At 74.5% G+C, this 16,407-nt stretch carries 12 protein-coding genes; 8 read left to right on the top strand and 4 right to left on the bottom strand.

Annotated features, from left to right (window positions below; genetic code table 11):
• Positions 1 to 86: 86 nt before the first annotated feature.
• The 6 genes from thrS (at position 87) to BLW85_RS19330 (ending at position 6,633) form a co-directional block, all read left to right on the top strand.
• Positions 87 to 1,313, top strand: a complete 1,227-nt coding sequence (gene thrS, locus BLW85_RS19355; RefSeq protein WP_074992712.1) for a threonine--tRNA ligase — start codon at positions 87 to 89, stop codon at positions 1,311 to 1,313.
• A gap of 49 nt (positions 1,314 to 1,362) precedes the next feature.
• On the top strand, positions 1,363 to 2,313 hold the full coding sequence (locus BLW85_RS19350) for a nucleoside hydrolase (RefSeq protein ID WP_074992711.1): 951 nt from the start codon (positions 1,363 to 1,365) through the stop codon (positions 2,311 to 2,313).
• 78 nt (positions 2,314 to 2,391) lie between these two features.
• Positions 2,392 to 4,038 carry a glycoside hydrolase family 13 protein gene (locus tag BLW85_RS19345; protein WP_074992710.1) on the top strand — a complete coding sequence of 549 codons (1,647 nt, stop codon included), beginning with the start codon at positions 2,392 to 2,394 and terminating at the stop codon, positions 4,036 to 4,038.
• A 121-nt stretch (positions 4,039 to 4,159) separates the two neighbouring features.
• Complete coding sequence (locus BLW85_RS19340; RefSeq protein ID WP_074992709.1) at positions 4,160 to 4,861, top strand: DUF6445 family protein; 702 nt, start codon at positions 4,160 to 4,162, stop codon at positions 4,859 to 4,861.
• 37 nt (positions 4,862 to 4,898) lie between these two features.
• Positions 4,899 to 5,576 (top strand): SDR family NAD(P)-dependent oxidoreductase, encoded by a 678-nt coding sequence (locus tag BLW85_RS19335; RefSeq protein ID WP_074992708.1) that lies wholly within the window; start codon positions 4,899 to 4,901, stop codon positions 5,574 to 5,576.
• Between the two features lie 112 nt (positions 5,577 to 5,688).
• Positions 5,689 to 6,633 carry an MIP/aquaporin family protein gene (locus tag BLW85_RS19330; RefSeq protein WP_070024318.1) on the top strand — a complete coding sequence of 315 codons (945 nt, stop codon included), beginning with the start codon at positions 5,689 to 5,691 and terminating at the stop codon, positions 6,631 to 6,633.
• A gap of 28 nt (positions 6,634 to 6,661) precedes the next feature.
• On the opposite strand, the gene BLW85_RS19325 is transcribed toward BLW85_RS19330, so the two are convergent.
• From BLW85_RS19325 to BLW85_RS19315, 3 genes are read right to left on the bottom strand one after another with little or no spacing between them, the layout of a single operon-like run.
• Complete coding sequence (locus BLW85_RS19325; RefSeq protein WP_070024529.1) at positions 6,662 to 7,072, bottom strand: VOC family protein; 411 nt, start codon at positions 7,070 to 7,072, stop codon at positions 6,662 to 6,664.
• A 48-nt stretch (positions 7,073 to 7,120) separates the two neighbouring features.
• Positions 7,121 to 7,510, bottom strand: a complete 390-nt coding sequence (locus tag BLW85_RS19320; protein WP_208624864.1) for a helix-turn-helix domain-containing protein — start codon at positions 7,508 to 7,510, stop codon at positions 7,121 to 7,123.
• A 16-nt stretch (positions 7,511 to 7,526) separates the two neighbouring features.
• Positions 7,527 to 8,594: a PucR family transcriptional regulator gene (locus tag BLW85_RS19315; protein WP_074992707.1), complete on the bottom strand. Its 1,068-nt coding sequence runs from the start codon at positions 8,592 to 8,594 to the stop codon at positions 7,527 to 7,529.
• Positions 8,595 to 8,828: 234 nt separating this feature from the next.
• Between BLW85_RS19315 and BLW85_RS19310 the strand changes: the two genes are divergently transcribed.
• Positions 8,829 to 11,015, top strand: coding sequence for a flotillin family protein (locus BLW85_RS19310; protein WP_074992706.1), 2,187 nt, complete (start codon positions 8,829 to 8,831; stop codon positions 11,013 to 11,015).
• A gap of 112 nt (positions 11,016 to 11,127) precedes the next feature.
• Positions 11,128 to 15,999, top strand: coding sequence for a DNA repair ATPase (locus tag BLW85_RS19305; protein WP_107409143.1), 4,872 nt, complete (start codon positions 11,128 to 11,130; stop codon positions 15,997 to 15,999).
• A 36-nt stretch (positions 16,000 to 16,035) separates the two neighbouring features.
• Here the strand turns inward: BLW85_RS19305 and BLW85_RS38460 are convergent, their stop codons facing one another.
• Complete coding sequence (locus BLW85_RS38460; protein ID WP_107409142.1) at positions 16,036 to 16,404, bottom strand: hypothetical protein; 369 nt, start codon at positions 16,402 to 16,404, stop codon at positions 16,036 to 16,038.
• Positions 16,405 to 16,407 lie beyond the last annotated feature (3 nt).

Raw genomic sequence — 16,407 nt, 5'->3', positions numbered from 1 at the left:
CCTGTCCGAAGCCCCGGGGTGAACGCCCCGGGGCTTCTGGCGTGTCACGGGGTCGTCCGCCTCCGTCGAGCCATCGAGGAGACACCGTGCACGACCAGCTTCCCGACCACCGCCGCATCGGCCGCGATCTCGGCCTGTTCGGCACCGATCCGCTGATGGGCGCCGGGCTGCCGTACTGGCTGCCGGACGGCGCGGTGGTCCGGCACACCCTGGAGGAGTACATCCGCGAGGCCGAGGTCCGGGCCGGGTACCGGCACGTGTACTCGCCCGCGCTCGGCAAGCGGGAGCTGTACGAGATCTCCGGCCACTGGGACCACTACCGCGACGACATGTACCCGCCCATGCGGATGGGCGCCGAGGAGGTCGTGCTGCGGCCCAGCCTCTGTCCCCACCACGCCCTGATCTACCGTTCCCGCGCCCGCAGTTACCGCGAACTGCCCCTGCGTATCGCCGAGTTGGGCACCATGTACCGCGCCGAGCCGTCCGGGGTGCTGGGCGGGCTGACCCGGGTGCGGGCGATCCGGCTCAACGACGCCCATGTCTTCTGCACCCTGGACCAGGCGGTGGCCGAGTCCCGCGCCGCCCTGGAGCTGATCGCCCGCGCCTACGCCGACCTCGGCATCCGTGCCGTGCGCCACCGGCTCTCGCTGCCCGGCGCGGGCGGCAAGTACGTGGCCGACCCCGCGCTGTGGCGCCGGGCCACCGCGCTGCTGCGGGAGGTGCTGGACCGCGCCGGCGTGGCGTACGAGGAGGCGGCGGGCGAGGCCGCCTTCTACGGACCCAAGATCGACGTGCAGATCGCGGACCCGGCCGGGCGCGAGTCCACCCTGTCCACCGTGCAGATCGACTTCCACCAGCCCGCCCGCTTCGGCCTGCGCTACACCGGCGCCGACGGCGCCCGGCATCGCCCGGTGATGGTGCACCGCAGCGTCATCGGCAGCGTGGAGCGTGCCGTGGCCCACTTGGTCGAGGTGCACGGTGGCGCCTTCCCGGCCTGGCTGGCGCCGGTCCAGCTGGCGGTGCTGCCGGTCGGCGCCGAGCAGGAGGAGCGGGCGGCGGCCGTCGTGGCCGAGGCGCGGGCACGGGGGTTGCGCGCGGAGTTCGCCGGGCCCGGCGAGGGCTCCCTGGGCGCCCGCGTCCGTGCCGCGCGTCTGGTGCCGTACGTGGCGGTGATCGGCGCCCGCGAGGCCGCGGCGGACCGGGCCGCGGTACGGCTGCGGGACGGGCGGCGGCCCGGGGAGCTGCCGGTGGCGGAGCTGCTGTCCCGGATCGCCGCGCGGGTGGCGGCGCGCGGGACCGGGCTGTGGGAGTGACGGGAGGGCTGAACTAGCGTTCGGGTCCCGTCAGACGAAGGAGTCCGCAGTGTCCGGTCCGCAGCCCGTCCCCGTGATCATCGACTGCGACACGGGTGTCGACGACGCCCTCGCGCTGCTGTTCGCCGTGCGCCACCCCGGCCTCGAACTGCGCGCGGTGACCTGTGTCGCCGGGAACACGGACGTGGACCGGGTGGTCCGCAACACCCTGACCGTGCTGGAGCAGGCCGGGGCGCCGCGGATACCGGTGGGCCGGGGCGCCGAGCGGCCGCTGCTCGAACCGGCCCGGACCTCGGGCTGGCACGGCGGCGACGGCATGGGGGACCTGGGGCTGCCGGAGCCGGTCCGCGCCCCCGCCGACGTGGACGCGGTGACCCTGCTGCGCCGGGAGATCCTGGCCTCGCCCCGGCCGGTCACCCTGGTCCCCACCGCGCCCCTGACCAACATCGCGCTGCTGCTGCGCACCCATCCGGAGGTGACCCGCAACATCGAGCGGATCGTCTTCATGGGCGGCGCGGTCGGCGCCGGGAACGCCACGGCCGTCGCCGAGTTCAACGTCTGGCACGACCCGGAGGCGGCGGCCGTCGTGCTCACCGCCGGGGTGCCGATCACGATGTACGGCCTGGACGTGTTCCGGGAGGTGGTGGTGACCGGCGCGCGGGCGCGGCGGCTGCGGGCGAGCCCCGAGCCCGGGGCCCGGCTGGCCGGCCGGCTCCTCGGGCACCGCCCGGACGGGCCCGAGGAGACGGGCTGCCTCGGGGACGCGGGGGCGGTGTGCGCGGTCGCCGATCCGGCGGGGCTGACCACCCGGCCGCTGCCCGTCGAGGTCTGCCTCGCCCCCGGCCCCGCGCGCGGCCAGACGATCGTGGACCGCCGGACGCGCCCCGGCGAGTCCGAGGCCCATCACGGACGGCGCGAACAGGCCCTGGTCGACGTCGCGTTGGCGGTGCACGCAAAACGGTACGCGCGGCTGTTCCTGGAGACCGTCGGGGGCCGCTGACGGGCCGGTCCGGTTTCCAAGGTTCGCTTTCCGGGCAATGTGGACAGATTCCCTACAACCGTCTTGAAGGGAGCCCGCATGGCAGACCTCTCCTCCCGGAACCCCGACTGGTGGCGTCAGGCCGTCATCTACCAGGTCTACCCCCGCAGCTTCGCGGACGCCGACGGCGACGGGCTCGGCGACCTCCGGGGCATCACCCGGCGGCTCGGCCATCTCGCCACGCTCGGCGTGGACGCCCTGTGGCTGAGCCCGTTCTACCCGTCCGAGCTCGCCGACGGCGGTTACGACGTCGCCGACCACCGGGACGTCGACCCGCGCCTGGGCACCCTGGACGACTTCGACGCCCTGGTCGCCGAGGCGCACCGGCTGGGCCTGAAGGTCGTGGTGGACCTGGTGCCCAATCACACCTCCCACCAGCACCCCTGGTTCCAGGAGGCGCTGCGGGCCGGCCCCGGCTCCGCGGCCCGCGAGCGGTACGTCTTCCGGCGCGGGCGCGGCGCGCACGGTGAACTGCCGCCCTCGGACTGGCAGTCGGTCTTCGGCGGCAGCGCCTGGCACCGGGTGCCCGACGGCGAGTGGTACCTGCATCTGTTCGCCGCCGAACAGCCGGATCTCAACTGGGAGAACGAGGAGGTCCGCGCCGACTTCCGCACCACCCTGCGGTTCTGGTCCGACCGGGGCGTGGACGGCTTCCGCGTGGACGTGGCGCACGGCCTGGCCAAGGACCTGACCGAGCCGCTGCGCGACCTCGGGGACATCGGCGCCGCCGGGGAGACCGCCCTGCTGCGCGTGCCGCCCGGCGACCACCCCCACTGGGACCGCGACGAGGTGCACGAGATCTACCGCGACTGGCGCAAGGTCTTCGACGCCTACCGGCCGCCGCGCAGCGCCGTCGCCGAGGCCTGGGTGCCGGGCCCCCGCCGCGCGCTGTACGCCCGCCCCGACGAACTCGGCCAGGCCTTCAACTTCGAGTACCTGCAAGCGCCGTGGGACGCGGCCGAGCTGCGCCGCGTGATCACCGAGGAGCTGGCCACCGCGCGCGCCGCCGGGGCCGCCGCCACCTGGGTGCTGTCCAACCACGACGTCGTGCGCCACGCCTCCCGGCTGGTCCTGCCGCCCGGCACCGACCCCGGCGCATGGCTGCTGTCCGGCGGCCACGCGCCCGCGATCGACCCGGCGGCGGGGCTGCGCCGGGCCCGCGCGGCGACCCTGCTGATGCTGGCGCTGCCCGGGTCGTCGTACCTCTACCAGGGCGAGGAACTCGGGCTGCCCGAGGTCGCCGATCTGCCCGCCGAGGTGCTCCAGGACCCGATCTGGGAGCAGACCGGGCACGTCCGCAAGGGCCGCGACGGCTGCCGGGTGCCGCTGCCCTGGACGACGGGCGGACCGAGTTACGGCTTCGGGCCCGGCGGCGCCTGGCTGCCGCAGCCCGCGTCCTTCGCGGCGTACGCCGTCGAGGCGCAGAGTGGGGCGGCCGGGTCGACGCTGGAGCTGTACCGCACCGCCCTGCGGCTGCGCCGCAAGCTGCTCGGCGGGGAGGAGCTGGAGTGGACGCCCGGATGCCCCGAGCACGTGCTGGACTTCCGGCGGAGCGAGGGGTGGCGGTGCGTCACCAATCTCGGGACGGAGGCGGTGGCGATGCCGCCGGGTGAGGTGCTGCTGGGCAGCGCGCCGCTGCCGGGGGACGGCGGGCTGCCGCCGGACACCACGGTCTGGCTCGCCTGACCGGCCGAGGACCGCGGGTGACCTGGGGGTTGCCAGGTATTGGTGTGCATGGCACACGGTTGGGGAAAGGTTGACCGGTCTTCGGGAGAAGGCCGCGCGGGCGCGGGCCTAGATTCGCCGCATGCCCCCACAGCCGGCCCCCGGGCCGCCCGCGCCCCGGCCCGCGGGCGCGCTGCCCGTCCTGCCCTACCGCAAGCCGACCAGGGGCCGCGACTACTGGGTCCTGGACGACGTGCTGCCCGATCCGGACGCGGTGCGCGCGCGGTGCCTGGCCAAGGACGACTGGGCGAAGGGGTACCCGTACACCTCCGAGACCTGGCCGGGCCTGCGCGCCATGCCCGGCCTGGAACCCGGTGAACTCGCGGTCGTCGAGAAGCTGGTGCGCGAGGCGACCGGCGCCGGGAGGCTGTGGGTGCAGCCGGCGCCCGGCGGTGGCACGCTCAACCACAACTGCGTCCAGGTCGTCGGCGCCGGCGAGAGCGAGCCGCGCCCGCACACCGACTCGCGGGCGCTGTGCCGGTACGCGGCCGTGCTCTACCTCAACCCCGGAGTCCCCAAGGACTGCGGGACCAGCTTCTACCGCCAGCACCTGCCCGGCGGCCGGCTCGGCGGCAACGTCGTCCAGGCCCCGCACAACAACCTGGTGGACGCCCTGGGCACCCGCTTCGTGGCCCCGGACGCCTTCGAGGAGGACGTCCGCGTACCCCACAAGTACAACCGGCTGCTCCTCTACAACGCCAACCTCGTGCACAGCGCAACCGGTTACACCGGGGACACGCTGGCGAAGAAGCGCATGACCGCCGTGTTCTTCTGGATGGCCTGACCGGCCGGGGTGCGGGGCGGGCCGCCGTGGGGTACGGATGGTGGGCGTGAGCACAGTCGCCATCGTGGGAGCGGGACGCGGGCTCGGTGCCGCCGCCGCCCGCCGGTTCGGGCGGGAAGGGTACGACGTCGCCCTCGTCGCCCGCGACCGCGCACGGCTCGACGCGCTGGCCGGGGAACTGGCCGCGGACGGCGTCCGCGCGCGCGGCTTCCCCGCCGATGTGCGCGAGCCCGAACGGCTGGCCCGCGCGCTCGCGGAGGCCGGGCGGGAGCTGGGGACCGTGGAGGTTCTCCAGTACAGCCCGGTGCCGCACCGGGACTTCATGCTGCCGGTGCTGGAGACCGGGTACCGGCAGCTGGCCGGCCCCGTCGAGTTCTCGGTGTACGGCCCCGTGGCCGCCGTCCAGCAGGTGCTGCCCGGGATGCGGGAACTGGGGCGCGGCACGATACTGCTGGTGAACGGGGGTACCGCCGCCGTGCCGCACATCGAGCGGGCCGGTACGTCCATCGCGTTCGCCGCGGAGAGCGCCTACGGGCACCTGCTGCACGAACGGCTGGCCCCCGAGGGCATCCACGTCGCGCAACTGGTCATCCCGGGCGCCATCACGCCCGGACACGCGCGCAAGGACCCCGCCGTGCTGGCCGAGATGCTCTGGGGCATGCACCGGGACCGGCACGGCTTCCGGCACTTCGCGGACGACCTCGACAGCCGCTGACGGCCGGGCACCCACGAAGGGGTGAGGGTCCCTCGACTCACCCTGCGTGAAGAGCATTTCTGCCGCAATATGGTGACGTTGGCCGTATTGCTCCTCCTCAAGGGGGCCTTTCATGGCTGTCGAGATCCCGTCGCTGATCAAACCCTCCACGCTGCGCGCCAGAGGCGGCCTGCTGGGCGAGTGCCTGGCGGAGTTCCTCGGGACGTTCGTCCTCATCTGCTTCGGCTGCGGTTCGGTCGCGATGGCCGTCGCCGCGCTGCCCGGCTCGGGCCGTGCCGCCACCCCCACCACCATCTTCCTCGCCGCCGGCGACTGGCTGCTGATCACCTGGGGCTGGGCGATGGCCGTCGTCTTCGGCGTCTACGTGGCCGGCGGAGTCAGCGGCGCCCACCTCAACCCCGCGATCACCCTGGCGATGGCCGTGCGCCGCGGCTTCCCCTGGCTCAAGGTGGTGCCCTACTGGTGCGCCCAGGTGGTCGGCGCCTTCACCGGGGCGGCCCTGGTCTACCTGGTCTACCACCAGGCGATCCACGCCTATGACGCCGCCGCCCCCGGCCCCAAGGTGAACGGGCACACGAACGCCACGTTCTCCATCTTCGCGACCTTCCCCGCCGCCTACTTCCACGGCGGGTTCTGGGGCCCGCTGATCGACCAGATCGTCGGTACGGCGTTCCTGGTGATGCTCGTGGTGGCCGTCCTCGACCTGCGCAACCAGGCCGTGCGGGCCAATCTGGCCCCCCTGATCATCGGCTTCGTCGTGGCCGCCATCGGCATGTCCTTCGGCGCCAACGCCGGCTACGCCATCAACCCGGCCCGTGACTTCGGGCCCCGGCTGCTCACCTACGCGGAGGGCTGGGGGAGCCTGGCCTTCCCGGGCAGCCTCTCCGGCGTGTTCGCCCACTACTGGTGGATCCCCATCGTGGGCCCGCTGATCGGCGGGGTCATCGGAATCCTGGTGTACGACCTGTTCATCGGGGACGTCCTGGTCACCCGCGCCCAGCAGGACAAGCTCCCAGAACCGGGCCGGGCCCGCCCGGAACGGCCGGTCGACGAGTAGCCCCCGGCACGTTCCGCGCGCGGCGGCGTCAGGAACGCGGCTGGGTGAAGCGGATGCGGTTGCCGAAGGGGTCGCGCAGGCCGCAGTCGATGCCGTACGGGCGCTCGGTGGGCTCCTCCGTGAACTCCACGCCCTTGTCCAGCAGCGTCTTGTAGGTCCCCCGGCAGTCGTCCGTGGTGAGGATGAGCCAGCCCCCCATGGCGCCCTTGGCGACCAGTTCGCGCACCTGCTCGGCGGTCTCCTCGGACATCGCCGGGGCGCCCGGCTTCTCCAGGAGGATCTGCCGCTCGGGGTGGCCGGGGATGCTGACGGTCAGCCAGCGCATGAAGCCCAGGCTGACGTCGGCCGCGACCTCCAGACCGAGCTTTCCGACGTAGAAGTCGAGGGCCTCGTCCTGGTCGAGGACGTAGATCTGTGACTGCGTGATGGCGTTGAACATGACGACCACGCTAGTGAGCGGACGCCGCGAAAACTTATCCGAAACTGCTCAGTCGGGCCGGGACCACGCCATCGTGAAGCACGTCGGCACGCCCGCGGCCACCGCCTCCTTGCGGTAGGCGCGCGGTGAGCGGCCGACGATGTCGCGGAAGGTGCGGCTGAAGGTGCCCGGACTCGCGAAGCCCACCGCGAAGGCGATGTCCGTCACGCTCCGGCCGGTCTCGCGCAGCAGGTACATCGCCCGTTCCACCCGGCGGCGTTGCAGATAGCGGTGGGGCGTCTCGCCGAACGTGGCCCGGAAGGTGCGGCTGAAGTGCGCGGGCGACACATGCGCGATCCGGGCCAGGGCGGGGACGTCCAGCGGACGGGCGTAGTCGCGGTCCATCGCGTCCCGCGCCCGCAGCATGCGGCGGTTGGTCTCCTCGGCGGCGCGGCTCACGGCGTTCTCCTCCCGGTCACAGCGGCTGGCCGGGCCAGCCGAGGAGCCGGGCCCCGATCACCGCCGTCTGGAGCATGTACCGGTGCGCGGGGTCGGCGGGGTCGGCGGCGGTGAGTTTGCGGATGCGCTCCAGGCGGTAGGTGAGCGCGCGCACGCTGAGCGAGAGCCGGCGGGCCGCCTCGGCGGCCACGCAGCCGGAGTCGAAGTAGGCGACCAGGGTCTCCAGCAGCGGGCCCGCGCCGCCCCGGGCCTCGGTCAGCGGACCCAGCGTGTGCTGCACCAGATCGGCCATGGCCTGCCGGTCGCGGGCCAGCACCGGGTAGACGAGCAGGTCGGCGGCGCGCAGCAGCGGCCCCGGCAGCCCCAGCCGCTCGGCCATGTCCAGCGCGGCCAGGGCCTCCTCGTACGACTGCACGACCCCGCCGGGGCCGGGCTGCGGGCGTCCGATGGCCACCCGGCCGCCCTCGGCGGCCGCGCACGCCTGCCGCGCGAAGTGGTCGAGCACATCGCCGTTGTCGCCGGGCGCGACGCACAGCAGCCGGCCGTTCTTCGTGGTGAGCAGGATGCTGTGCGAGTCGAACCGGGCCAGCACCTCGCCCTCCACCCGCCGGGCCACCGGGCCGCCCTCCACGTACGGCTGCGCGCCCTCGGCGACCGCGACCGCGTGCGCCCGCGAGAGGCGCAGCCCGAACCGCTCGGCGCGCTCGGCCAGCCGTCCCAGGTCGCTGCGGCCGTAGAGCAGATCGTCGATGAACTCCCGGCGGGCCGCCTCCTCGCGGCGTACCGTGAGCCGCTGGGCACGCTCGTAGCCCTCCGCGAACGCGTCGACGGCCTGTTCCACGGCGGCCAGCGCGGCCAGCGTGCTCTCCGCGCTGCCGGGGCCGACGGGCCAGGCGCCGCGCGCCGCGGCCAGATGGGCGACGACCAGCGCGCGCAGCCCGAGCCCGGCCTCTGCGGCCTGTTCGCCCAGGGTGCGGCGGCCCTTGATCTCCTCCCGGGTCAGCCGCCGGCCGGTGGCCGCGACCTCGCTCAGGATCGGGGCGAAACCGTCCAGATAGCGCCCCGGTATCTCGTGCTCGGCCACCCTGCCCCGTTCCCCCCGTGATTTTCACGCGCCCGTGACGCTTTCTCAGCGCATGTCCGGCATGCAGACAGTAGTGAACACTGCCGGAAACCGGCAATGCGCGAACGGCTGTTCCCGGCGCACCATCTGCGCGGGGAGCACTACGGAGGGTCCGCCGCGGGGGCATGGGCGCATGCCTCCGCGGCCGGGCCTCGGGGGAGCTCCGACCCACCGTCTGACGCAAGGACGTATGCCATGGAAGCCCTCGGTGTGCTCGTCGCCGCCTGTGTGATCGTCGCCCTGCTCCTGTTGTTCGGGTTCTCCCGGCTGTACCGCAAGGTCGACCAGAGCCAGGCCCTGATCGTGTCGAAGACCCGGCGGGTCGACGTCTCCTTCACCGGCCAGGTCGTGCTGCCGATCCTGCACAAGGCCGAGGTCATGGACATCTCGGTGAAGACCATCGAGATCAGCCGGGCCGGCCGGGACGGGCTGATCTGCCGGGACAACATCCGCGCCGACATCCGCATCCTGTTCTTCGTCAAGGTCAACAAGACCGAGCAGGACGTCATCAAGGTCGCCCAGTCCGTGGGCACCGAGCGCGCCAGCCACCAGGACACGCTCCAGGAGCTGTTCCACGCCAAGTTCTCCGAGGCGCTGAAGACCGTCGGCAAGCAGATGGACTTCACCGACCTGTACACCAAGCGCGAGGAACTGCGGTACCACATCATCGAGTTGATCGGTGTCGACCTCAACGGGTACCACCTGGAGGACGCGGCGATCGACTACCTGGAGCAGACGCCGCTGAGCCAGCTGGACCCGGCCAACGTCCTCGACGCCCAGGGCATCCGCAAGATCACCGAGCTGACGGCCGTGGAGCACGTGCGCACCAACGAGGCCAAGCGCACCGAGCAGAAGGAGATCACCCGCCAGGACGTCGACGCCCGCGAGGCCATCCTGGAGCTGGAGCGCCGGCAGGCGGACGCCGAGATCAAGCAGAAGCGGGAGATCGAGACCTCCCGGGCCCGCGAGGAGGCCGAGACCGCCCGCGTGGTCGAGGAGGAGCGGCTGCGCGCGCAGGGCGCGTTCCTGCGCACCGAGGAGCAGCTCGGCGTGCAGCGGGAGAACCAGGCGCGGGAGATCGCGGTCGCCGCGAAGAACCGCGAGCGGGTCATCGCCGTGGAGAACGAGCGCATCGAGAAGGACCGCCTGCTGGAGGTCATCGCCCGCGAGCGGGAGACCCAGCTGACCCGGATCTCCGCCGAGAAGGAGGTCGAGGCGGAGCGGCGAGACATCGCCGAGGTCATCCGGGAGCGGGTCGCGGTGGACCGTACGGTCGCCGAGCAGGAGGAGTCCATCAAGAAGCTGCGCGTGGTCGAGGAGGCCGAGCGCGAGCGGCAGGCCCTGGTCATCGCCGCCGAGGCGGAGGCGCAGGAGAAGCTGGTCAAGGACATCAAGGCCGCGGAGGCCGCCGAGCAGGCCGCCACGCACCGCGCCGCCGAGGAACTCACCCTCGCCGAGGCGCGGTTGAAGACCGCCGACCTCGACGCACGGGCCAAGCTGCGGCTCGCCGAGGGCGTCCAGGCGGAGTCCGCCGCCGAGGGACTGGCCGCGGTGCAGGTGCGCGACAAGGAGGCCGAGGTCACCGTGAAGGCCGGCCGCGCGGAGGCGGAGGCCACCCAGGCGCGGCTGCGCGCCGAGGCGGAGGGCGTCCAGGCGAAGGCCCTCGCGGAGGCCGAGGGGACGCGGGCCAAGGGGCTCGCGGAGGCCGAGGGCGCGCAGGCGGCGGCCGCGGCGACCGAGGCACGGCTCAAGGCGGAGGCCGAGGGCGCGCGGGCCAAGGCGCTCGCCGAGGCGGAGGGCGCGAAGGCGGCGGCGCTCGCGGAGGCGTCCGGCATCGGCGAGAAGCTGAAGGCCGAGGCGGCGGGGCTCACCGAGAAGGCCGCGGCGATGGCCGCGCTGGACGAGGCGTCGCGCGGACACGAGGAGTACCGGCTGCGGCTCCAGGCCGAGAAGGAGATCCGGCTGGCCGGACTGGAGACGCAGCGCCAGGTCGCCGAGGCGCAGGCGACGGTGCTCGCGACCGGGCTGGAGAACGCCGACATCGACATCGTCGGCGGGGAGTCCGTCTTCTTCGACCGGCTGGTTTCGGCGGTCTCGCTCGGCAAGGGCGTCGACGGCTTCGTGGCCAACTCCCGCACCGCGCAGACGCTGGCGAAGCCGTGGCTGGACGGGTCGGCGAGCTTCACCGAGGACCTGAGCCGGGTGCTGGGCTCCCTGGGCACGGCCGACGTGCAGAACCTGACGGTGTCGGCCCTGCTGATGAAGCTGATGAACGGGGGCGGCGCGGAGGCCGCGCAGTTCCGTCAGCTGCTGGAGAAGGCGGGCGAACTGGGCCTGGCGGACACGTCGCTCGCCTCGCTGAACGGGGCCGGGCGGAACTGAGGCCGGGCGGACCCGGGGCCGGGCGCGGCGGGCGCGTCCGGCCACCACGCGCCCGGCCGCGCGCCCGCGCCCCCCGGCGCGCCCCACCTTCCCGCACACGAAAGGGAACCCCATGTCCACCGCCCCCGAGCCGGAGGCCTCCGTCGACGCCGGCACCTACGACGTCCTGCGCGACCGGCTGGCCGGGCACGCGGCCGAGCTGGCGCGGCGGGCCGAGGCGCTGAACGCCCGGCGCGCCGAGGAGTTCGGCTCGACCCGGCTGGACCTCGCCGCCACCGACCGCCTGAACACCCCGCACGCCTGCGTGCGGCAGGACATCGTGGCGGTCGGCGACGCGCTCCTGTTCGGCAGCACCGGCCGCGGCGGCGAGAACGCGGCCGTCGCGGACGTGCTCGCCCTGTACGACCGGGGTGGCGGACGGCTGGCGCAGGACGCCGTCCCCGGACTCCTCGACGACCCCGCGTTCGTGCGGGAGTTCACCGCCCTGCACCGCTACTACCGCGACGCCCGGCTGCTCCGCCTGCGCCGCACCGACACCCGCCTCCTCGCGGTGTTCCGCACCGGCGAGAAGGCCGAGGACGTCCGCGTCCTGCGCTGGCGGCTGACCGAGGACGGCGGCGCGCGGTTCCTGGACGCGCGCGGCGACCGCGACGACGCCGTGCCGCCCGCCCAGGACGTGACCTGGACCGGGACCGGCCGCGCCGACCACGTGCTGGGGCGCGAGCCCTATGTGGCGGTGCCCGGGGGGCTCGGCGTCTCGGCCGTCGGCGGCACGCTCACCGTGCGCACCCGGGACGGCGAGGAGCTGTACGCCGAGCCGGTGGCGGAGCCGTTGCAGTCCCTCGCCGACGCCGCCGTGGCGCACGCGACGACCGGCCCCCTGGTGCTGCTGCGGGTGCGGCCGTACAAGGAGGACACCGACCGGTACCTGGTGTTCAACGCCCTGACCCGGACCGTGGTCCGCCTCGACGGCCTCGGCCGGGCCTGCCGGTTGCTGCCCGAGGAGCAGGGCGTCGTCTTCCCGGGCGGGTACTGCCTGGCGAGCGGCCGCCACAAGACGTACGAACTCGACGTTCGGGGGCTGGAGTTCGAGCAGGAGGTGCGCGCGCCCAACGGGGAGGACGTGCTGTACGCCTTCCGGGACCGGTCCGGGGGCGGCACGCTGCTGCTGTCGTACAACACCCTGCGCAAGGAGATGGCGACCCCGCTGCCGTGCCAGGGCTGGGCGCTGTTCGAGGACGGCGCGCTGGCCGTGCTGCGCGCCGGGGGCGACGAGCCCGCGCACACCCATCCCGTCCAGTGGTGGACCTCCCCGTACGTCTCCGACACCCACGCCGCCGCCCTGCGCACCGGCACCGGCGCGCTCGCCCGGGTCGGCAACGCGGACCTGGTACGCGGCCTCGCCGACTGTCTCTCCGTGGCCCGGCTGGTCGCCGACGGCATCACGACCGGCGAGGGCTACCGGGCGCTGACCGCCGCCTGCGTCCGCGCGGCGGACACCCACCACTGGCTCGCCGAGCCCGAACTCGGCGGGCTGGACGAGCCGTTGGCGGCGGTCCGGGAGACCGCCGAGCAGGTGCTGGCCGAGTACGAGACCGTACGGGAGCTGACCCGGCAGGCCGCCGAGGCGCTGGAGGAGGCCGCGGAACGGATCGCGGCCGTGGTGCGCCGGCTGCGCGGCGAGGCCCCCCGCGAGGCCGCCGCCTGGGTGCGCGGACTGACCGAACTGCGGCACGCCCACGGCCATCTGCTCACCCTGCGCGAGCTGCGCCACGTGGACGTGGAGCGGGTGGCGGAGCTGGCCGCCGAGACCGAGGACGACCTGGCCGCCTTCGGCAAGCGGGCGGTGGCGTTCCTGGCCCGTGAGGACGCCTTCACCGGCCAGCGCGCCGAGGTGGAGCGGCTGGTGGCGCAGGCGGCCGCGATCGAGACGGTGGCCGGCGCCGAACCGGTCGCCGCCCGCCTGGACGAGCTGGCCGACGGGCTGCGCACGGTCACCGAGGTGGTCACCGGCCTCGACATCGCCGACGCCACCGTGCGCACCGCCGTACTGGAGCGGATCGCCGACGTCCTCGGCGGCGTCAACCGGGCGCGGGCCACGCTGGACGCCCGCCGCCGGTCCCTGCGGGACCAGGAGGGCCGCGCCGAGTTCGGCGCCGAGACCGCGCTGCTCGCCCAGGCCGTCACCGCCGCGCTCGCCGCCTCCGGCACCCCCGAGGCCTGCGACGACCAACTGGCCGCCGTGCTCGCCCGGCTGGAGGACCTGGACGGCCGGTTCGCCGAGTTCGACGACTTCCTCGGCGAACTCGCCGACAAGCGGGCCGAGATCTACGAGGCGTTCGCCGCCCGCAAGCAGTCCCTCGCCGACGCCCGTGCCCGCCGCGCCGAGCAACTGGCCGTGTCGGCCGGGCGGATGCTGGAGACGGTGGCCCGGCGCGCGGCCACCCTCGCCGACGCCGACGCGGTCACCGCCTACTTCGCCTCCGACCCGCTGGTCGCCAAGGTCGCCCGGACCGCCGGTGAACTGCGCGAACTCGGCGACAGCGTGCGCGCGGAGGAACTCGACGGCCGCCTCAAGGCCGCCCGTCAGGAGGCCGCGCGCGCCCTGCGGGACCGTACCGACCTGTACGCCGACGACGGCCGCACCCTGCTGCTCGGCGGCCACCGCTTCGCCGTCAACACCCAGCCGCTGGATCTCGCCCTCGTCCCCCACGGCGACGGCCTGGCCCTCGCCGTCACCGGCACCGACTACCGCGCCCCGGTCACCGACCCCGACTTCGCGACGACCCGCGCCCACTGGGACCGGCACCTGCCCTCCGAGTCCCCCGCGGTCTACCGCGCCGAGCACCTGGCCGCCCGGCTGCTCGCCGAGCACGGCGCGGCCGCCCTCGCCGCCACCGACGACCTGCCCGGACTGGTCCGCCGGGCGGCGCAGGAGGCGTACGACGAGGGCTACGAGCGCGGCGTCCACGACCACGACGCCACGGCCGTGCTGACCGCGCTCCTGCCCCTCCACGACGCCGCCGGCACCCTGCGCCACGAGCCCGCCGTCCGGGCCGCCGCCCAGCTCTTCTGGGCCCACGGCACGACGGCGCAGGCCAGGGCCGCCTGGACCCGCCGTGCCGTGTCCCTGGCCCGCGCCCGGGACGCCTTCGGACCGTCGGCGGCGCCGGGCGAGCTGGTGGCGGAGCTGGCCGCGGCCATCGGGGAGTGGGACCGGGAGACGGACGGCGCCGGCCCCGACCGGTCGCACGCCGCCGCCGCGTACCTCTTCGACGAGCTGACCGGCGGCCCCGAGGGCTTCGTGCTCGGGGCCGCCGCCCGCGCCCTCCTGGAGAAGTTCCGGCAGGCGACGGCCGGCTCGGAGTACGGCCGGGACCTGGCGGGGCTGGCCGAGTGGCGGGACCGGTGGCAGGTGGCGCGGGCCTGGCTCACCGCGTACGCCGGCGCGAGCGGCGCCGACGCCGGGCCCGGCGAGCTGGCCGAGGCCGTCGCCGCCGAACTCTGCCCCGACCTGCCCCGCTACGACGGCGACGCCCCGCTCACCGCCACCGTCGAGGGCCTGCTCGGCGCCCACCCCCGGGTGACCGGCGGACGGATGGAGCTGCGGCTGGACGAGTTCCTCGCCCGCACCGCCCGGCACCTGGCGCACGACGTGCCCGGCTTCCGCGCCTACCAGCGCCGCCGCACCGCCCTGCTGACCGCCGAGCGCGAGCGGCTGCGCCTGGCCGACCACCGTCCCCGCGTGATGCCCGCGTTCGTGCGCAACCGGCTCGTGGACGAGGTGTACCTGCCGCTGATCGGCGACAGCCTGGCCCGCCAGCTCGGCACCACGGGCGCCGGCAAGCGCACCGACACCGGCGGACTGCTCCTGCTGGTCTCCCCACCGGGCTACGGCAAGACGACGCTCATGGAGTACGTCGCCGACCGGCTCGGGCTGATGCTGGTCAAGATCAGCGGCCCGGCGCTCGGCCACACCGTCACCTCGCTGGACCCGGCCGACGCCCCGAACGCCACCGCCCGCCGTGAGATCGAGAAGATCGACTTCGCGCTGGCGGCCGGCAACAACACCCTGCTCTACCTGGACGACATCCAGCACACCTCGCCCGAACTCCTCCAGAAGTTCATCCCGCTGTGCGACGCCACCCGGCGCGTGGACGGCGTGTGGGACGGCGAGCCGCGCACCTACGACCTGCGCGGCAAGCGGTTCGCGGTGTGCATGGCGGGCAACCCGTACACCGAGTCGGGCGAGCGCTTCCGCATCCCCGACATGCTCGCCAACCGGGCCGACGTGTGGAACCTCGGCGACGTCCTCACCGGCAAGGAGGACGTGTTCGCGCTGAGCTTCGTGGAGAACGCCCTCACCGCCAACCCGGTGCTGTCCCCGCTCGCCGGGCGCGACCGGGCGGACCTGGACCTGCTGGTCCGGCTGGCCGCGGGGGACCCGACGGCCCGCGCGGACCGCCTCGCCCAGCCCCTGCCCCCGGCCGAACTCGACCGGGTCCTCGCGGTGCTGGCCCATCTGCTGGCGGTGCGCGACACCGTCCTCACGGTCAACGCGGCCTACATCGCCTCCGCCGCCCAGTCCGCCGACGCGCGCACCGAGCCGCCGTTCCGCCTCCAGGGCTCCTACCGCGACATGAACAAGATCGCCCAGCGGCTGCGCCCGGTCATGAACACCGCCGAACGCGAGGCCGTGGTCCAGGACCACTACACCGCCGAGGCGCAGACCCTCACCACGGGCGCCGAGGCCAACCTCCTCAAACTCGCCGAGCTGCGCGGCACGCTGGACGCGGGCCGGGCGGCCCGCTGGGCCGAGATCAAGGCCGCCCACGTCCGCACCCGCACCCTCGGCGGCCCCGAGGAGGATCCCCTGACCCGCGCGGTCGCCGCCCTCACCCTGCTGGCGGACCGGGTGGCGGCCGTGGAGTCCGCCATCGACCGGGCCGTGACCGAGCGTCCCGGCACGGACCCGGTCAGGTGAGGCCGGCCCGCGCCGTCCTCCACGGCGCGGTCCCGGTCAGGGGCGGGCGTTCGGGTCGTCGTCCAGCGGGCAGCGCCAGGACAGGACGCCGTTCGCCGCACGAGGGGCTGCCGGATGGGGGTGGCCGGGCACCGGGCACGGGGGCACGGGGCGTCCGCCGGTGGACTCGATGACGCTGTCCTGGAGTTGTTCCGCCAGGAGGGTCAGCGCCGACCGGTCCGGCAAGGCGTCGTCCAGGTCCACCGTGACGGAGGAGCCGTCCGGGTAGGCGAGGGTGACGTGCACCCCGCCGCCGGTGCCGGGGGCCGTGCCCTCCGCGACCCGGAGTACGGCACCTTCCGGCGCCTCCAGTTCGCGCAGCACGGACTCCGCCCAGCTCCGTACCGTCCCCACGTCGAGCGCCATGAG

Source organism: Streptomyces misionensis (assembly GCF_900104815.1).
Lineage (GTDB): Bacteria > Actinomycetota > Actinomycetes > Streptomycetales > Streptomycetaceae > Streptomyces > Streptomyces misionensis.
The sequence above is the reverse complement of the archived record's forward strand: the minus strand, read 5'-3'. Positions and strand labels throughout refer to the sequence as shown.